General features: G+C 51.5%; 22 protein-coding genes. 14 read left to right on the top strand and 8 right to left on the bottom strand.

Features of this window, described 5'->3' with window-relative positions; translation table 11 throughout:
* Positions 1-37: 37 nt before the first annotated feature.
* Positions 38-1,288, top strand: coding sequence for an NADP-dependent isocitrate dehydrogenase (gene icd / locus MUG06_RS06890; protein ID WP_215847039.1), 1,251 nt, complete (start codon positions 38-40; stop codon positions 1,286-1,288).
* 54 nt (positions 1,289-1,342) lie between these two features.
* Entirely contained in the window at positions 1,343-1,624 is a 282-nt protein-coding gene (locus tag MUG06_RS06885) for a hypothetical protein (RefSeq protein ID WP_243078535.1), read from the top strand.
* Positions 1,625-1,670: 46 nt separating this feature from the next.
* On the opposite strand, the gene MUG06_RS06880 is transcribed toward MUG06_RS06885, so the two are convergent.
* Both MUG06_RS06880 and MUG06_RS06875 read right to left on the bottom strand, forming a co-directional pair.
* Positions 1,671-1,841: a YgdI/YgdR family lipoprotein gene (locus MUG06_RS06880; protein WP_215847037.1), complete on the bottom strand. Its 171-nt coding sequence runs from the start codon at positions 1,839-1,841 to the stop codon at positions 1,671-1,673.
* Positions 1,842-2,088: 247 nt separating this feature from the next.
* Entirely contained in the window at positions 2,089-2,337 is a 249-nt protein-coding gene (locus MUG06_RS06875; RefSeq protein ID WP_215847036.1) for a CsbD family protein, read from the bottom strand.
* Between the two features lie 184 nt (positions 2,338-2,521).
* On the opposite strand from MUG06_RS06875, the gene MUG06_RS06870 reads away from it, so the two are divergent.
* Entirely contained in the window at positions 2,522-2,728 is a 207-nt protein-coding gene (locus MUG06_RS06870; protein ID WP_215847035.1) for a DUF2767 family protein, read from the top strand.
* Between the two features lie 34 nt (positions 2,729-2,762).
* On the opposite strand, the gene MUG06_RS06865 is transcribed toward MUG06_RS06870, so the two are convergent.
* The 3 genes from MUG06_RS06865 to MUG06_RS06855 form a co-directional block, all read right to left on the bottom strand.
* The gene (locus MUG06_RS06865) at positions 2,763-3,776 is read right to left on the bottom strand and encodes a phosphatase (RefSeq protein ID WP_243078137.1); all 1,014 of its coding nucleotides are present in this window, start codon (positions 3,774-3,776) and stop codon (positions 2,763-2,765) included.
* 17 nt (positions 3,777-3,793) lie between these two features.
* Complete coding sequence (locus MUG06_RS06860; RefSeq protein WP_215847033.1) at positions 3,794-4,351, bottom strand: hypothetical protein; 558 nt, start codon at positions 4,349-4,351, stop codon at positions 3,794-3,796.
* A 64-nt stretch (positions 4,352-4,415) separates the two neighbouring features.
* The gene (locus MUG06_RS06855; RefSeq protein WP_215847032.1) at positions 4,416-4,745 is read right to left on the bottom strand and encodes a hypothetical protein; all 330 of its coding nucleotides are present in this window, start codon (positions 4,743-4,745) and stop codon (positions 4,416-4,418) included.
* 214 nt (positions 4,746-4,959) lie between these two features.
* On the opposite strand from MUG06_RS06855, the gene MUG06_RS06850 reads away from it, so the two are divergent.
* The 4 genes from MUG06_RS06850 (at position 4,960) to MUG06_RS06835 (ending at position 6,463) form a co-directional block, all read left to right on the top strand.
* Positions 4,960-5,139, top strand: coding sequence for a hypothetical protein (locus MUG06_RS06850; protein WP_243078508.1), 180 nt, complete (start codon positions 4,960-4,962; stop codon positions 5,137-5,139).
* 136 nt (positions 5,140-5,275) lie between these two features.
* Positions 5,276-5,500: a YgdI/YgdR family lipoprotein gene (locus tag MUG06_RS06845; RefSeq protein ID WP_215847031.1), complete on the top strand. Its 225-nt coding sequence runs from the start codon at positions 5,276-5,278 to the stop codon at positions 5,498-5,500.
* Positions 5,501-5,643: 143 nt separating this feature from the next.
* The gene (locus tag MUG06_RS06840) at positions 5,644-6,027 is read left to right on the top strand and encodes a hypothetical protein (RefSeq protein WP_215847030.1); all 384 of its coding nucleotides are present in this window, start codon (positions 5,644-5,646) and stop codon (positions 6,025-6,027) included.
* A 22-nt stretch (positions 6,028-6,049) separates the two neighbouring features.
* Positions 6,050-6,463: a GNAT family N-acetyltransferase gene (locus MUG06_RS06835; protein WP_215847029.1), complete on the top strand. Its 414-nt coding sequence runs from the start codon at positions 6,050-6,052 to the stop codon at positions 6,461-6,463.
* Here MUG06_RS06835 and MUG06_RS06830 read toward each other — a convergent pair whose 3' ends face one another.
* On the bottom strand, positions 6,464-7,126 hold the full coding sequence (locus tag MUG06_RS06830; RefSeq protein WP_243078136.1) for an MBL fold metallo-hydrolase: 663 nt from the start codon (positions 7,124-7,126) through the stop codon (positions 6,464-6,466). It abuts the gene before it with no gap.
* Between the two features lie 25 nt (positions 7,127-7,151).
* Complete coding sequence (gene ldcA / locus MUG06_RS06825) at positions 7,152-8,072, bottom strand: muramoyltetrapeptide carboxypeptidase (protein WP_215847028.1); 921 nt, start codon at positions 8,070-8,072, stop codon at positions 7,152-7,154.
* A gap of 168 nt (positions 8,073-8,240) precedes the next feature.
* Between ldcA and emtA the strand changes: the two genes are divergently transcribed.
* A complete protein-coding gene (emtA, locus tag MUG06_RS06820; RefSeq protein ID WP_215847027.1) occupies positions 8,241-8,870 on the top strand; it encodes a membrane-bound lytic murein transglycosylase EmtA in 630 nt (209 codons plus the stop codon).
* A 34-nt stretch (positions 8,871-8,904) separates the two neighbouring features.
* Here the strand turns inward: emtA and MUG06_RS06815 are convergent, their stop codons facing one another.
* Positions 8,905-9,852 (bottom strand): sugar-binding transcriptional regulator, encoded by a 948-nt coding sequence (locus MUG06_RS06815; RefSeq protein ID WP_215847026.1) that lies wholly within the window; start codon positions 9,850-9,852, stop codon positions 8,905-8,907.
* 184 nt (positions 9,853-10,036) lie between these two features.
* Between MUG06_RS06815 and MUG06_RS06810 the strand changes: the two genes are divergently transcribed.
* The 6 genes from MUG06_RS06810 to MUG06_RS06785 all read left to right on the top strand — a co-directional run bounded on the left by MUG06_RS06810 (position 10,037) and on the right by MUG06_RS06785 (position 16,072).
* Positions 10,037-10,978, top strand: a complete 942-nt coding sequence (locus MUG06_RS06810; protein ID WP_215847025.1) for a D-ribose ABC transporter substrate-binding protein — start codon at positions 10,037-10,039, stop codon at positions 10,976-10,978.
* A 12-nt stretch (positions 10,979-10,990) separates the two neighbouring features.
* Positions 10,991-11,590, top strand: a complete 600-nt coding sequence (locus MUG06_RS06805) for a DUF2291 family protein (RefSeq protein WP_243078135.1) — start codon at positions 10,991-10,993, stop codon at positions 11,588-11,590.
* On the top strand, positions 11,590-13,104 hold the full coding sequence (locus MUG06_RS06800) for a sugar ABC transporter ATP-binding protein (RefSeq protein WP_215847023.1): 1,515 nt from the start codon (positions 11,590-11,592) through the stop codon (positions 13,102-13,104). The genes MUG06_RS06805 and MUG06_RS06800 overlap by 1 nt, the downstream gene beginning before the upstream one ends.
* Before the next feature lie 2 nt (positions 13,105-13,106).
* Positions 13,107-14,213 carry an ABC transporter permease gene (locus tag MUG06_RS06795; protein ID WP_243078134.1) on the top strand — a complete coding sequence of 369 codons (1,107 nt, stop codon included), beginning with the start codon at positions 13,107-13,109 and terminating at the stop codon, positions 14,211-14,213.
* Positions 14,214-14,304: 91 nt separating this feature from the next.
* Entirely contained in the window at positions 14,305-15,135 is an 831-nt protein-coding gene (locus tag MUG06_RS06790; RefSeq protein WP_215847022.1) for a transketolase, read from the top strand.
* Positions 15,128-16,072 carry a transketolase C-terminal domain-containing protein gene (locus MUG06_RS06785; RefSeq protein ID WP_215847021.1) on the top strand — a complete coding sequence of 315 codons (945 nt, stop codon included), beginning with the start codon at positions 15,128-15,130 and terminating at the stop codon, positions 16,070-16,072. Before MUG06_RS06790 ends, MUG06_RS06785 begins: the two co-directional genes overlap by 8 nt.
* The last annotated feature ends 2 nt before the right edge of the window (positions 16,073-16,074 follow it).

Raw genomic sequence — 16,074 nt, 5'->3', positions numbered from 1 at the left:
CAAATCATTAACAAAAAATCGCTCGAAGGAGAGGTTGATGGAAAGCAAAGTAGTTGTTCCGGCGGAAGGTCAAAAAATCACCCTGGATCAGGGAAAACTGGTTGTCCCAAATAACCCAGTGATTCCTTATATCGAAGGTGATGGTATCGGCGTTGACGTATCACCTGTCATGCTGAAAGTGGTTGATGCCGCTGTGAAAAAAGCCTACAACGGCGAGCGAAAAATTTCCTGGATGGAAATTTACACCGGTGAGAAATCCGTTGAGCTTTATGGCCAGGACGTTTGGCTGCCGCAAGAAACCCTCGACTTAATCAAAGAATATCGCGTTGCCATCAAAGGCCCGCTGACCACCCCAGTCGGTGGCGGTATTCGTTCTCTGAACGTTGCCCTGCGCCAGGAACTCGACCTGTACGTGTGTCTGCGTCCAGTGCGTTACTACAAAGGCACGCCAAGCCCGGTTAAACGTCCAGAAGAGACCGACATGGTGATCTTCCGCGAAAACTCAGAAGATATCTATGCCGGTATCGAATGGAAAGCGGGTTCTGCGGAAGCAGATAAAGTGATCAAATTCCTGCGTGAAGAGATGGGCGTGAAGAAAATTCGCTTCCCAGAGCAGTGCGGTATTGGCGTTAAACCGTGTTCAGAAGCAGGCACCAAACGTCTGGTTCGTGCAGCGGTTGAATACACCATCACCAACGATCGTGATTCACTGACGCTGGTTCACAAAGGCAACATCATGAAGTTCACCGAAGGTTCTTTCAAAGACTGGGGTTACCAGTTAGTGAAAGAAGAGTTCGGCGGCGAACTGATCGATGGCGGTCCGTGGATGAAGTTCAAAAACCCGAACACCGGCAAAGAGATCATTGTTAAAGATGTGATCGCCGATGCGTTCCTGCAGCAGATCCTGCTGCGTCCAGCGGAATATGACGTTATCGCCTGTATGAACCTGAACGGTGATTACATCTCTGATGCCCTGGCGGCGCAGGTTGGCGGTATTGGTATTGCGCCGGGTGCGAACATCGGTGACGAATGTGCGCTGTTTGAAGCGACTCACGGTACTGCGCCGAAGTATGCAGGTCAGGACAAAGTGAACCCAGGTTCAGTTATCCTGTCCGCAGAAATGATGCTGCGCCACATGGAGTGGTTCGAAGCAGCTGACTTAATCGTAAAAGGTGTTGAAGGCGCTATCGCTAACAAAACCGTGACTTACGATTTCGAACGTCTGATGGACGGAGCCAAACTGCTGAAATGTTCAGAGTTTGGTGACGCAATTATCGAAAACATGTAATTGCTGTCGTCCCAAAAACCCCGCGATGGCTAATGCGATCGCGGGGTTTTTTTTATGATTATTTTCTTGGCCTCTATTTTTGGTTCCAGTGCCGCCATTATCAAGCGCGTTGATAATGTTATACAATCTGCCACCAAAGCGACTAGGCCGGTGTGGAGAGAATTAACCATGGCGAATCAGCAATATCTTTTTTGGGTAATGGCGGGGGCGTTGACGCTGTTATTTCTGGTGGTCTCGGTGTTCGTGGGTATGTCACGGACAGCAAAACACGGCTACATTACCTTCGGCATTATGTTTGCGATATTAGTCGTCGGCGCATTCATTATTAGCCGCTAGCGCTTGGGTACGATAAAAAAAACCGGCGCCCAGGCCGGTTTTTTTATTATGACTGCGGCTGTCCTACCGGACCCGAACCCAGGGTGCCACCCGGTGATGCCTGACCACTTGGCGCATGTGGACGTCCATCTTCTTTCACTGCGCTGCTACGATGTGAACAACCTGCCAGAGCAGTAAGCGTTGCTACAACCAGAAGTAATGCTGAAGCCTTCTTCATGTGACCACCTTTTTGGAAAGTTAATGAAAGTGTTTCTAAAATTGCGAAGTTTTAAGCATAGACAACGAAACCATTCCATCCAGTAAAATGTGTTTATTTTTCATGGGTTTTATCTGAAAGGAGAGGCTTTATTACTGGGGGTGAAAGCAGAATGGAAATCAATTTTGGAAAAAGGTGTAAGCAGAATGGGGAACACAGACAAGCAATAAGATAACGGAAGCCACAGGCTTCCGTTAATAGAAGGGGATTATTTACGTCCCAGCAGGAAGCCGATGAAGACACCGACGCCTGCGGCTACAGCTAATCCAGCAAACGGATTCGACTGCACCTGATCTTTGATGCAATCAGCCGCATCGCGTGCAGCATAGCTAGCCTGGTTTGAATAGCGACGTGCTGCACCCTTAGCTTGATGCTTAGGTGAATTGGTCGCTTCACCCCATTGTTCTTGCGCTGCACCCGCTGCTTCTTTTACTGCGTCTTCAATTTTTCCTGACATCTTTATCTCCTTGGTTTTAGTTACACCTCAAAGCGTAGCAAACGTGGCTGATTCTGCGGCGAAAGAAAGTAAATGAATCACTAAAAATCATTTCCGGCTGTGAACAGCGTTAACTTTGCAGGCTAAGCGTTTACTGTCTAACCTTTTCGAAGCAGCTCCTTTCAACAGCGAAAACGGAGGAACCATGAAACGTGATGTGCTGAATGAAGACGATTATGATGAAGTTTGTCGGGTGATTGGCGATGCTGTGATTATGCTGGCAGAAGCAGGCCATGACACCAAACGAGACGAAATATTCGACTTGTTAAAACGCACCCGGCATCATCGCGCACGCAGTGAACGCGATGAGCAGAAAATGCTTGAACATGCGATTCGCTTGATAAAACCCTGAGGTTAAAAAACCGGTATTCAACCGGTTTTTCTTTTTACTGCAGCAGCACACCTTGAATTAAATTCGCCTTAACCACTTCCACCTGATTAATCTTCAGGGCCTGCATATAACCTTCTACCAACAATAAATTACTGACATCAGTTGCACGGTAGTCACCGTTTAGTTCGCTGTCGCCTTTCCAGACTTGCTGTTTCGACAATGCTGTCAACGCCGCTAAGGTGTAGCGATTCTGTTTGTCAGGCAGCTGGTTTTTAATGGAGAAGCCATGTACGCCACCAATACCAATCACACGACGTGTAGAGGCATCTTGCTTGATCTGTGGCGAAACATCGTTACTGGCGTAAAATTCAACGAAACGCAGCACCGACTGGCGCCAGGAACCAATCGGATTAGGCGATCCCTGCGAAGGCACATTTCTTAACACGCTCAGGATAAAGTTTTTGAGCGTGACTGAAGCCAGTTTGCCTTGATAAACATCAGCAATCGGTTGACCTTGCTCTGGGCGATACGCTGTCATCTGCATTGACCCGCCGCCAATATCCCACACCAGCAAATCCTGATCCTTAACCTGCGGATCATCTAGCGCAGCTTTAGCGGAAAGAAAACCCAGTTCGGCTTCCTGCTGTTGGGAAATGATGCTGAGCTGAACGCCTGCCTGACGGTTAAAGCGGTCAATCACAGCCTGACCATTATTTGCCGAGCGAAACACGGCCGTGGCAACGCCAGTCATCCGTTGAGGATGATAGCGGCGAGCGTGGCTGACTAATTGCATCAGCGCATCCAGACCTTGCTGCTCAATGGTGACATCGAGCTGATTATTGCTGGCATGTGACAAGGCATCGTTGTAACCCACAGGCCGCTGATCTTCATACAGCACTTTTTCAATGCGATGGTGACAGACATCGACCTGTGCAACCGCAATTTTAGTGGTGCCGGAACCCATATCAATGCCGGCACGCGTTTGCAGGCAGTTGGCCGCCTGTGTAGAAAAAGCAAAAAACAGTGAGGCAAAAAGCAGCGGTAAAGCAGGGCGCGCAAACAGTCGCATATCGATTCCTGTGTTATTTAGGGCGAAATCAAGGGCGCAGACGCGGGATACCAGCTCACCAGAAAATGACGTAAATGATCAAAGCACCATTCCGCATCTTCCGCTTGTTGGCAATAAAACTGGATGGTGATTTTTTCGTAGTCGCGCTGACGTTGACGCAGGGGTGACCAGCACCAGTCCAGCACCGATCGCGCATAATTCACCAGCGAACCGGCAGCCATAGCGTGCTGCGTTTCTTGTTCTGTCAGGTAGCTGTAAAAGGCGTGTTCAAGCTGAAGCGCTTCTTCATGCGTGTGCCGCAGTAAATCTGGGCGAAAAGCCACATCGATGAAGCCGTATACTGCATCGCTTTTTTGCTGCCAGTCGCAGGTTAGCGTCATGAATTTGCCATCCTGCAAATTCACCTCTTCCAGCAGACGCCGCAAATTAGCGGAATGGCGAATAACAGCAATCTCTTCAATGCGATCGGTTTCTAGCGTGAGATCAATTCCGCACGGATTGACGGAGCCATCGGCATTATGCGTAGTGGGGAAGGGGAAATCGATATAACCGTTGTTATCCAGACGCTTTTCCATAAGAAGGATGACCTGCCGCTTGACGTTTTCTGACAATAAACCATCTGGCGGCAGGATTCACCCTTTAAGGGCACGTCCAGGTAATCTGCGTGTCTTGATGAGGATTTATAAGACGAAACTGTTTATTGGAAAGCCTTTGGGCGTAATAACCTTCACGCGTAACGGCGGAGGGCACATATTTGAAACGATCCACTGATTTCAATGTCCCACTCTCCACGGTGACGTTGTCTTTGCTCACGGTGAAAGCGTTGACCAAGTCAAAAATAAGGGCGTTTGTTTGTCCCATGGGTCGACCATAGATAGTTGAAACTTCTCCCGGACAATCAACGCCTTGTGGGCCAGATGAACATCCGGTGAGAAAAATAAAGAGTGTTAAAATGCCGAGTCGCAACATGATCCTGTTCCTGCTTCAATCCCTGGGAATCCGGTGACGCTGATTTTATCGCGTTGCGTCACTAATAGCTTGATCATAGCAGTTTTAAAGCAGGTTCCCATTTGCTATTTGTTTAATAGGTAAGCAACAGGAATGTAAAAGGGTGACTTTGGTAACAGTTAAACGGTATTCTTGCCATCTTTGCGCGACAGTTAAGCAAAACCAGGGATAAATGATGAAAGAAGAAGAAGCCAGTCTAATGATTATTCAGCACGCGATTGAGAAGCTTGACGTTGAAAAAAAGCAGCAAGTCAATGCGTGTGCCGGTGCAATTCGTGAAGTCATGCAGGCGTATGATGATGATTATGCTGGATTAGCACTGATGTTAATTGCGGCAGAGGTCGCAGCGGAATAATTATTTAGAAGTCTGCATCGTAGGACGCGGTGCAGACTTTTGCTGCTTCTTTCCTTACGCTTCAATTCCACCTTTTCCTGGTCTCAATTCCACCTTGCTGTGCTAAACCTGATGATTCTCAACCAAGGAGAATCCGATGAAAAAGACATTGATGCTGATTGGCGTGTTAACCAGCGGGTTAGTGCTGGCAGGTTGCGCAGATGATCATATCTTGCACACGCATGATGGTCGCACCATCGTGGTGGAAGGCAAGCCGCAGGTTGATGATGATACCGGCCTGATTACTTACAAAGATATTTACGGTCATGAGCAGCAAATTAATCGTGACCAGTTAACAGAGATGTCTACTGTTAATCATTAATTAGCCATGCGGCTTGACGCTGCAGTGATGTGAACTGCACATCTCGGCCCGTTTCCTACGGGCCGTTCGCCTTTCTTCTCTGTTCGATTATGTTAAGCTAAAAAAATCCCAACAAAATCATAAATCTTCAGCGGAGAGACCCAATGAAGGCTGCAATTATTGCCGCAACACTTTTGGCCTGCCACATTGCCCCAGCCTGGAGTGAAAGTGAGTTCCAAATCAACTGTCCAGGTCGCCCCACTATGACCGTTTCCCGCGCCGAATATGGGCTTAGCACCGTGATGTGGCCGAAAGGCCATTTTCAGGTCGCTGCGGGCCAACAACGCACACGCCTGCAAGATGGCGATAAAGTGGCGATTACCCGCTTTCGTAATGGCGATCAGCTGATTGTTAATAAAAGCAGCGATCAGATGTTTTTCGTCTATCGCGACAGCGATAAACTGCTGCCCTGTAGCCGTACTGACAAGCGCGATGTCGATATCATCAGCCTGGAGCGCTACGACGACAGCCAACATCCTAACTCTTAATCCGGTCGCGACAGGAGCACGCATGCAACTGAACATCACTGACAAGGTTACGCATCACGATTTAGATGAGATCCGCTTAGGCTTAAACGCGTTTAATAGCCGATTTATTAATATCGATGAAGTCAAATCTATTGGCGTGTTTGTCAGCAATGCGCAGGGCAAAAAACTGGCCGGATTGACCGGCTCAACCAGCGGTAATTGGCTGCGCATTGATATGTTATGGGTGAGTGAGGCGATGCGCGGGCAGGGCGTGGGCAGTCAGTTGATGCAAGCCGCAGAGGAGGAAGCGCGCCGCCGCGGTTGCTTGTATGCACAAGTTGATACCGTGAGCTTTCAGGCGCGCCCTTTCTACGAAAAGTTAGGTTATACGCTGCGGTTTAGCCTTGATCACTATCCGCGCCATCATCAGCGTCACTATTTAAGTAAAGCCCTTTAATCAAAACAGCGGCTGCTGGCGCAAATCCAGCGGCTGTTGCTCCGCTTCATCTATCGCCGCTAACCAACTTTGTAACGTCACCTTTTTCCACGAAAGGTGCCCGCGCGTGGTGCTCATCAGCACCACATCAGGCCGTAGCGTGCGGAAAAACTCCAGCGACTTTTTTAGCTCGGCAGGATTGCTATCCGGCACCAATACGCTGATCCAGCGCTCATGCGACCGTGTAATGGTATCGCCGACAAAAAGATAAGTCAGGCCCAGCGGCGAGTGATAGAGAAAGCTACAGCTGCCGGGTGTATGGCCTGGCGTGGGCAGCAGATGAAAATCACCAAAGTGGGTTTCCTGCTGGCTGAAGGTGTCGTCAGGCTCAACAAAACGGCTGATAGGCCCGAGTGAACGATTATGGCAATAGAGCGCGCTATTAAAGCGTTGCTGAATTATTGCCGCACCGGGTGCAGATTCATGCCAGTGCGTGAGGTAGTGACGGATCACGCCGCCGGCATCGGCTAACACTTCATGGTCGAGGGGGTTTTCTACACGACCAATCAACAGGTTGCCGCGTGGATGACGCAACATAAACCCGTGCATCATTAAATCATTAACGGCATCTTCCACCGGAAATTCCGGGGTTGAGATCCACAAATCGTCATACAGCGGCTTCAATGTCGATCTCCCAAACTACAAAAATTTAGCGCAAAACAGGCTGTCCAGTCGCTTGCAGCTGCGCCTGACCTTGCATCACCTGCAAGCGAGCGCTGGCACCCAACGGCAACGTTACGGTGTCGGCCGCGTGGCCAAAGGCAAGATCGCTAATAACGGGCAGTCCGCTTGTATCACGGACGCGTTGCCAGACGGTAGAAAAATCAAAGCCGTTGTCATAATCAGACAGCGCGGTGCTGGTAAAGCTACCCGTCACAATCGCCTGCTGGCGTCCCAAAATGCCGCATTGTTGAAGCTGAATGAGCATACGTTCGATACGAAAAGGGTGCTCATTGACATCTTCAATCACCAGAATGCCGTTTTCGATTTGCGGCATCCACGGCGTGCCAATCAGCGAGCAGATCATCGCCAGATTCCCACCCCATAGCGTGCCTTGCCACTCGCCGCTGTCCGGCGTATCGCTTTGCCACGCCACATTGACTGTAGGTGATGAGACCGCCTGCCAAAAGTGACGCAGCGTAAATTCAGATAAAACCTCTGCGCCAAAGTTTCCCGCTAACATTGGGGCGCTAAACGTAATTAACCCCACTTGCGCTAACAACGCTAACTGAATGGCGGTGAAATCGCTGTGACCACACAACGCCAGCGGTTGATTGAGTAAACGACGCTGCAAACCAATGTAATCGATCGACTCCAGCAAGCGGCTGGCACCATAACCGCCGCGCACCGCCAGTACGATATCCGGCAGTGTTTGCAGCTGCGCTAGCTGATTAATATCGGCCAGTCGCTGCTCATCGTTGCCGGCAAAACGCTGGAACCGACGCGTAATCACGGCGTCATTTTCTACCTGATGCCCGGCATCACGCAAACGTTCGACACCGCGTAATGCGGCAAGCTGGTTGTGACAATAACCGGAAGGGGAGATGAGACGAATTTGACGGGGAACCATAATGCTTTCCTGCTGTTAGCGGGGGATCATTCTCACGCGATAATGACGAAAAGTGACGATGAAGTCATCCCGCCACCCCCTTTTTTATGCATTTAGGATAAACGGTAATTTTGCTCTACCGCACGCCAGGTATGATAGCCAGCGTAACTCCTGCAACGAGATTAAAAATTGCTGAAAATTCGCCACCTTATGCTCTCGGCTTTATTACTCTCTGGCTGTGCCAGCGAACCGCCAAAACCCCACGTCAAAGAGAAGAACACGCCGTTAACGCAGGCAGCGCCTTCGAATGTTAATGACGCCTGGGCGTTCTTTACCGAAGATGCCGCCAGTCATTATGGTGTTGATGAGAAGTTAATCAGCGCCATTATTAGTGTCGAATCGGGTGGCAATCCAACGGTAGTAAGCCGTTCTAATGCAGTGGGTTTGATGCAGATTAAAGCCTCTACCGCAGGACGTGAGGTCTATCGCACCCAAGGACGTCGTGGTCAGCCGAGCAGCGCCGAGCTGCGCGATCCGGCCAAAAATATCGATATCGGTACGGCGTATTTGAAGATCCTGCAGGATTCAGTATTGTCGGGTATTCGCGATCCCTTGACACTGCGTTATGCCACCATCGTCTCTTACGCAAATGGCGCAGGCGCATTATTACGCACCTTCTCACGCGATCGCGATCGGGCCATTGCAATGATCAATGCCATGTCGCCAGATGAGTTTTATCAGCATGTGCAAAACAAACATCCGGCTGCGCAGGCACCGCGCTATCTTTGGAAAGTGACAACCGCTTACCGCACCATTTAATTCTAACCGGACAGAGCATCAACGGCTGTCCGGTTTACGCCATCAATAACCGCGCCGTCGGATAATCCACGATGAGTACATTCACATAACCGCCACGCAGTGCGCCGCGAATCGCAGGCGCTTTATCTTTTCCGCCCGCCAGCGCCACGACCTGTGAACACTGCTTAACCTGCGCCAGCTCCATACCAATCACCGGATCTTCGTCCGCCGTTAAAACCGGCTCGCCAGCAGCATCAAAATAGTGCAGACAAATATCGCCCACCGCGCCGCGTTCGGCGAGCGTGCGCAACATCTCTTCATCGTAATAGTTGCCAGAATTACGCAATAGCGCCGAAGGTTCCAAATCGCCAATCCCGACAATGGCTAAATCGACTTCATCAAATTTTTGTAGCACTTCCGCGACATCGGCATTGGCTGATAAACGCTGGCGATCGCTGACTGAATGTTCAATCGACTGTGAAGGCAATAACCAGGCCGGACAATTCAACAGGGCGGCAAGATTCTGCGTTAAAATCGTTGCCTGCACATTGCCGTTGGCACCCACGCCACCCAGCAATTGGATCACACCTTTACAGGGTGAATTCAACGGATGCAGCGCATCCACCATGGCGCGAATAGTCCCGCTCCAGGAGGAGATGCCAATTAGCTCATCAGCACGTAAACGCGTCTCCAGATAGTGCGCTGCCGCTGAACCAATGGCCTGCTTAATCTGCAGTGCCGACGCGTTATCCGGTACATCTACCACGATCGCCTGCGGCAGGCTAAAGCGCTGCTCGATGGCCTTTTCCAGTTCAGGAAATACATTGGCAGGTGGCACCACGCTGATCTTCACCACACCTTCTTTCACGCTGCGATTAAGAATGCGTGAGACAAACGATTGCGACAATTTTAGCGACTGGGCAATCTCTGATTGCTTCATCCCTTCGACATAGTAAAGCGTGGCAATCTTTACCATCAGCCGCTGTTCATCCTGTTTAGCCATCGATTATTCCTTCTCTGATTCTGCCCGGTATTGTTAACCAGGGCGGCAAAAATCACAACGCAGGACAAATTGTGATCGTTTTCGCTTTTTGACGATCTGGCATTGGACGATACGCCAAGGCAGGCGCATAGTCAGTTTGCATATAAAATCGCAATTGAATATTTATTCAAGCGGAGAATAACCGATGAACGTACCTCTCGTCAAAATTACCCTACTGGCTTCAATGATGGCATTTTCAGCCGCTTCGCTGGCCGCAGATAAAGGCTTGCTGGCAATTATTACCCCTTCACACGACAACCCATTTTTTAAAGCCGAAGCCGACGGCGCGTTAGCCAAGGCCAAAGAGCTGGGCTATGCCACGCTGGTCGCCTCACATGATGATGATGTGAACAAACAGAATCAGCTGATCGAAACCGCTATTGCCCGCAAAGCCAAAGCGATCATTCTGGATAACGCCGGCGCGGATGCCACCGTTGGTCCGGTACAAAAAGCCAAAGATGCTGGCATTCCGACCTTCCTCATTGATCGTGAAATCAATAAAACCGGCATAGCGGTGGCGCAGATCGTCTCCAATAACTATCAAGGCGCGCAACTCGGTGCAGAAAAGTTCGCCAAGCTGTTAGGCGGCAAAGGGGATTACGTTGAGCTGCTGGGGAAAGAGTCCGATACCAATGCAGGCGTGCGTTCGCAGGGTTATCACGATGTGCTGGATGATTACAGCGACATGAAAATGGTGGCGCAGCAAAGCGCTAACTGGAGCCAAACCGAAGCCTTCAGCCGCATGGAAACCATCCTGCAAAAATATCCCAACATCGTTGGTGTGATCTCCGGTAATGACACCATGGCGCTGGGTGCCGAAGCCGCGCTGAAAGCTGCAGGCAAAACCAAAGTGATTGTGGTCGGCTTTGATGGCAGCGACTACACGCGTGATTCCATTCTGAATAAAGGCAACATCAAAGCCACCGTGCTGCAACCTGGCTGGGATCAGGCACAAATGGCCATCACGCAAGCGGATTACTACCTGAAAAACGGTAAAGCGCAGAAAGAAGAGAAGCAGTTAATGGATTGCGTGCTGATTGACGACAGCAATGCATCGAAACTGAAAAACTTCAATCTGGCTAAATAAGGCGGAGTGCGCATGAAGCGGATGCTGATTCTGTTCGGGGCGATGACATTTCTAAGCGCCTGTACGGTGGTGGATCTGGATGCAGACGGCAAGCCGATCCTGCCAAAAGATCCTAACGCCAAGCCGGGCTACACCGATCAAACGCCGCAGCAGATCGCGGAGGAGAGTTGGCAATCTCGTGTAATGGAAACAGCAAACGGCCATGCGCTGAGCTGGGCTGATATGGAAACCAAAAGCCAGACGGTAAAAGCGGGCACCAGCGAAAGCGTGTTCGTGCGTGCCAGCGGCATCGTCACGGCTTTTGATACCAGCAATGCCCGAGAACATAAATTAACCGTCACGATCAACGGCAAGTCGGTGAACATCAATATCGGCCCGGTATTGCGCAGTAATGGCATCCGCGATGCCGCCGGTTTCCGCTTTGAAGAGTTCACGAATCAGGTGCAGTACGCGCAACTCACTCGCGCGTTGAACCGACATGCGGTGAAACAGTTGCCCAAGGTCGATGAAAGCTGGGTCAACAAACCGGTGCAAGCACTGATGGCGGTGACAATGCAACGCGGCAATGTTGATGATGTAGTCGCAGTTGAGCTGAAGCCGGGGACTCCCTGATGAGCAATGACATCATTCTGCAGGCGAATAACATTTCGATGCTGTTTCCCGGCACGTTAGCGCTGGATCGGGTTGATTACCGCGTCTGGCGCGGCAAAGTTAATGTGATTATCGGCGAAAACGGTGCGGGTAAATCGACCCTGATGAAAATTCTCGCCGGCGTTCAGCAGCCAAGCAGCGGTGAACTGCTTCTTAATGGCGAAAAAGTGACGCTGAATAGCACGCGGGATGCAGCACGTCACGGCATCGGTATGGTTCATCAGGAGTTAAACCTGTTTGAAAACCTGTCGGTGGCAGAAAACGTGTTTCTGGGCCGAGAATTGCAAAGCGGCATTCGGCCAATTAATGAAGCGGAGCAGGAGCGCCGCACAGCCGCACTGATGCAGCGGCTGGATCAAAAGATCTCGCCCAAAGAGCGCGTGGGTAACCTCAAGGTTGGGCAGCAGCAGCTGGTGGAAATTGCTAAAGCGCTGGCGGAAGACGCAGATATTCTGATCCTCGATGAACCGACTTCGGCGTTGAGTAAAACCGAAGTGGAAATTCTGTTCCGCGTAATCCGCGAACTGACGCGGCAGGGCGTTTCGGTCATCTATATCTCGCACCGGCTTGAAGAGCTGATGGCGATTGGTGATGTGATCACTATCCTGCGCGACGGACGTTTTCAGGCGGAAGCCAACGTCACTGAAATCGATGTGCCGTGGATTGTGCGCGAAATGTTGGGCAGCGAACCCGTGACTAACTTCCTGCCAGAAGAGCGTGATTTTGGTGCGCCGATGCTCGAAGCGCAGCACATCACCTGCGTTAGCCCAAACGGCAATACGCTGGTGGATGATGTGAGTTTTCAGGTACGCGCCGGCGAAATTGTGGGTATTTATGGCTTGATGGGCGCGGGTCGCACCGAACTGTTTGAATGCCTGTTAGGTAGCCAGCGCAATTATCTCGGCAAGCTGTGGCTCGACAGCAAGCCGCTGCCAACCCGACTACCTACCGCCGATCGCATCCGCATGGGCATGAGCCTGGTGCCCGAAGATCGCAAGCGCTCCGGTATTTTCCCGGTCTCGTCTGTGGCCAGTAACCTCACCATTGCCAGCCTGTGGCGGCGGTTATCGCATCGTGTGGCTATCGCTCAGCAGCAGGAGCAGGAGGCGGTTGCCCGCACGGTAGGGAATCTGGCGATCAAAGTCTCCTCACCCGAGGTGGCGATCAGCGCGTTAAGTGGCGGTAATCAGCAGAAGGTGGTAATTGGCCGATCGCTGTTGACCAATCCTCGTTTGCTGCTGCTGGATGAACCCAGTCGCGGCATTGATGTTGGTGCCAAAGCGGAGGTATTTCGCATGATGGTGCAGCTCTCAAAACAGGGCATTGCCGTGCTGTTTTCGACCTCAGATCTCAAAGAAATTATGGCGGTGGCCGACCGTATTTTAGTGATGTCCGGCGGCAAACTCACGGCTGATATTCCGCGTGATCAAGCGGAAGAGTCAGCGCTGGTTAAAGCAAGTGCGCAGGGGTTTTAAACATGAAAACCAATCCAGCCGTGGCGCTGGCCACTCAACCCGTCAAGGCGTTTAATTCGCGCGAAAGCTTTCTGCTACTGCTGCTGAAGCTGCGCACCTTTATTGCGCTGATTCTTATCGTCGGCTTCTTTTCCATTACTGTGCCGGACTTTCTCGCGGTGGGCAGTATGGTGATCATGGTGAAACACATCGCCATTAACGCCTTTCTGGCGCTGGGTATCACTTTTGTCATTATCACCGCCGGCATCGATCTTTCCATCGGCGCCACGCTGGGTCTATGCGGCATGATTGCGGGTTGGCTGATCACTAAAGGCATTGTGCTGCCGTGGTTTGGTATCGCGATTTTCCTCGATGTCTGGCTCATCGTACCGATTGTTCTGCTGGTCGGCGCCTTAATTGGCGCAGGTAACGGCTGGATCATCACCCGCTATAACGTGGCCCCGTTTATCTGCACGCTCGGCACGATGTATATCCTGCGCGGTGCCGCGATGTTGACTTCCGGTGGCGAAACCTTTCCCGGTCTGCAAGGCAATCCGCAACTGGGCAACACCGGATTCGATAAAATCGGGGCAGGCAATTTCCTCGGCTTACCTTACGCCATCTGGATGATGGTTGTGCTGGCGCTGGTTATCGCCTATATCGCCCGTCGGCTGCCGTTTGGCCGTCAGGTTTATGCCATTGGTGATAATGAACGTGCGGCTGAGCTTTCAGGCGTCAGGACTAAACGGGTCAAAATATGGGTCTATACGCTGTCCGGTTTTTGCGCCGCGATAGCGGGCATCGTGGTGTCGTCGCAATTGGTGGCGAGCCATCCCGCTAACGGCACCGCCTTCGAAATGAATGCGATTGCCGCAGTGGTGTTAGGTGGAACCTCGCTGGCGGGGGGACGCGGCACTATTCTCGGCACCTTAATCGGCGCTTTCGTTATTGGCTTTCTGGCTGATGGATTAATCATGATGGGCGTGAGCGAATTCTGGCAGATGGTGATCAAAGGCATCGTCATTATCATCGCCGTTATCATTGATCAGACGCAGAATCGTATGCAGCAAAAAGCCGCTGTGGTTGCGCAGAAAGCGCTGATAGAGGAGGGCGGTGAAGCAAAAGGTTAATCGGTAACGGTGCAAGCCACGCTTGCTTGCACCCTTTTTTTGGCTGCTATGAATATATATTCATAAACGATTTAAAATTCAGAGGTAGTGTATGAATCCTTTCAATCTCTCGGTGGATGAGCTGAAAAGCAAAGCGCGTGCGATACGCCGTCGCATTATACAACTCAACGCGGGCAGCCCAGCGGGCGGCCATACCGGTGCTGATTTATCGCAGGTCGAAATTCTGACGGCGCTCTATTTCCGCATTCTGAATTGCGCGCCCGATCGCACAGAGGACGATCAGCGCGATATCTATATCCAGTCTAAAGGGCATGCGGTAGGCGGTTATTACTGCGTGTTAGCCGAAGCGGGCTATTTTCCCACGGAGTGGCTGCCGACCTATCAGCATGCCGATTCGCATTTGCCGGGCCATCCAGTGCGGCAGAAAACCCCCGGCGTGGAGTTGAATACCGGCGCGCTGGGACACGGTTTACCGGTGGCGGTTGGCATTGCCATTGCCGCCAAGAAAGACAACAGCAAACGCCGTATTTTTGTGGTCACTGGGGATGGCGAGCTGGCGGAAGGCAGCAACTGGGAAGCGGCGCTGGTGGCGGCCCATTACGGTCTCGACAACCTGATCATCATCAATGACAAAAATAAACTGCAATTAGCGGGCAGTACCCAAGAGATCATGAACACCGATCCGCTGCCCGAAAAATGGCGCGCCTTCGGTCTTGAGGTCAGGGAATGCAGCGGCAATGACATGGCTGCGGTAGTCGAAGCCATCGAAAGCCTGCCGCAAAACGGCAAGCCGCAGGTCATCGTCGCCCATACCGAAAAAGGGTTCGGCATCTCCTTCATTCAAAGCAAACCCGAATGGCATCACCGTGTGCCGAAAGGGGAAGAGATAGACCTGGCCATGGAGGAACTGAAAGATGAGTAATGCACAACATTTAGCTAGCGTGATGGTGACCGCATTTATCGATGCGGTGAACCGTGGCGTGGATCTGGTACCGGTGGTCGCAGATTCAACCTCAACCGCCAAAATTTCGCCTTTCATCAAAGCATTCCCGGATCGTCTCATCAATGTCGGGATCGCCGAACAGACGTTGGTTGGCACCGCCGCTGGCCTGGCGCTGGGCGGTAAAGTCGCCGTCACCTGCAATGCCGCGCCTTTTCTGGTCTCACGTGCCAATGAACAGGTCAAAGTTGACGTCTGTTACAACAACACTAACGTCAAACTGTTTGGCCTGAATGCCGGCGCCAGCTACGGCCCGCTCGCCAGCACCCACCACAGCATTGATGATATCGCCGTCATGCGCGGCTTCGGCAACATTGAAATCTACGCGCCTTCGTGCCCGCTTGAGTGCCGCCAAATCATTGATTATGCGCTGGAACATGTGGGGCCAGTTTACATCCGGCTCGACGGTAAAGACCTGCCACAACTGCATGAGGAGAGCTATCGATTCAAGCCTGGTCAAATCGATCAATTGCGGGAAGGCAAAGAGATTGCACTGGTGGCGATGGGTTCCACGGTTCACGAAGCAGTTCACGCCGCGACGCAACTTGCTGAGCAAGGTATTTCAGCCGGTGTGATCGCCATTCCATCGATTAGACCTTGCGATACCCAACAACTGCGCAACCTGTTAAATCACTATCCAGCGGTGATTACCGTTGAAGAGCACAACGTGAATGGTGGCGTCGGCAGCCTGGTCGCAGAAGTCTTAGCAGAAGGTGGTTGTGGCATTCCCTTGCTGCGTTTGGGCATTCCAGACGGGGAATACGCCATTGCGGGCGATCGCGCCTCAACCCGCGCTCATCACGGCATTGACGCTGCCAGCCTGGTAAAAAATGCATTGCGCATCTGCGCAGGAGCGTAAGC

It is taken from the genome of Pantoea sp. MQR6, assembly GCF_022761075.1.
Lineage (GTDB): Bacteria > Pseudomonadota > Gammaproteobacteria > Enterobacterales > Enterobacteriaceae > Pantoea > Pantoea phytostimulans.
This window is presented reverse-complemented; position numbering and strand designations above follow the sequence as displayed.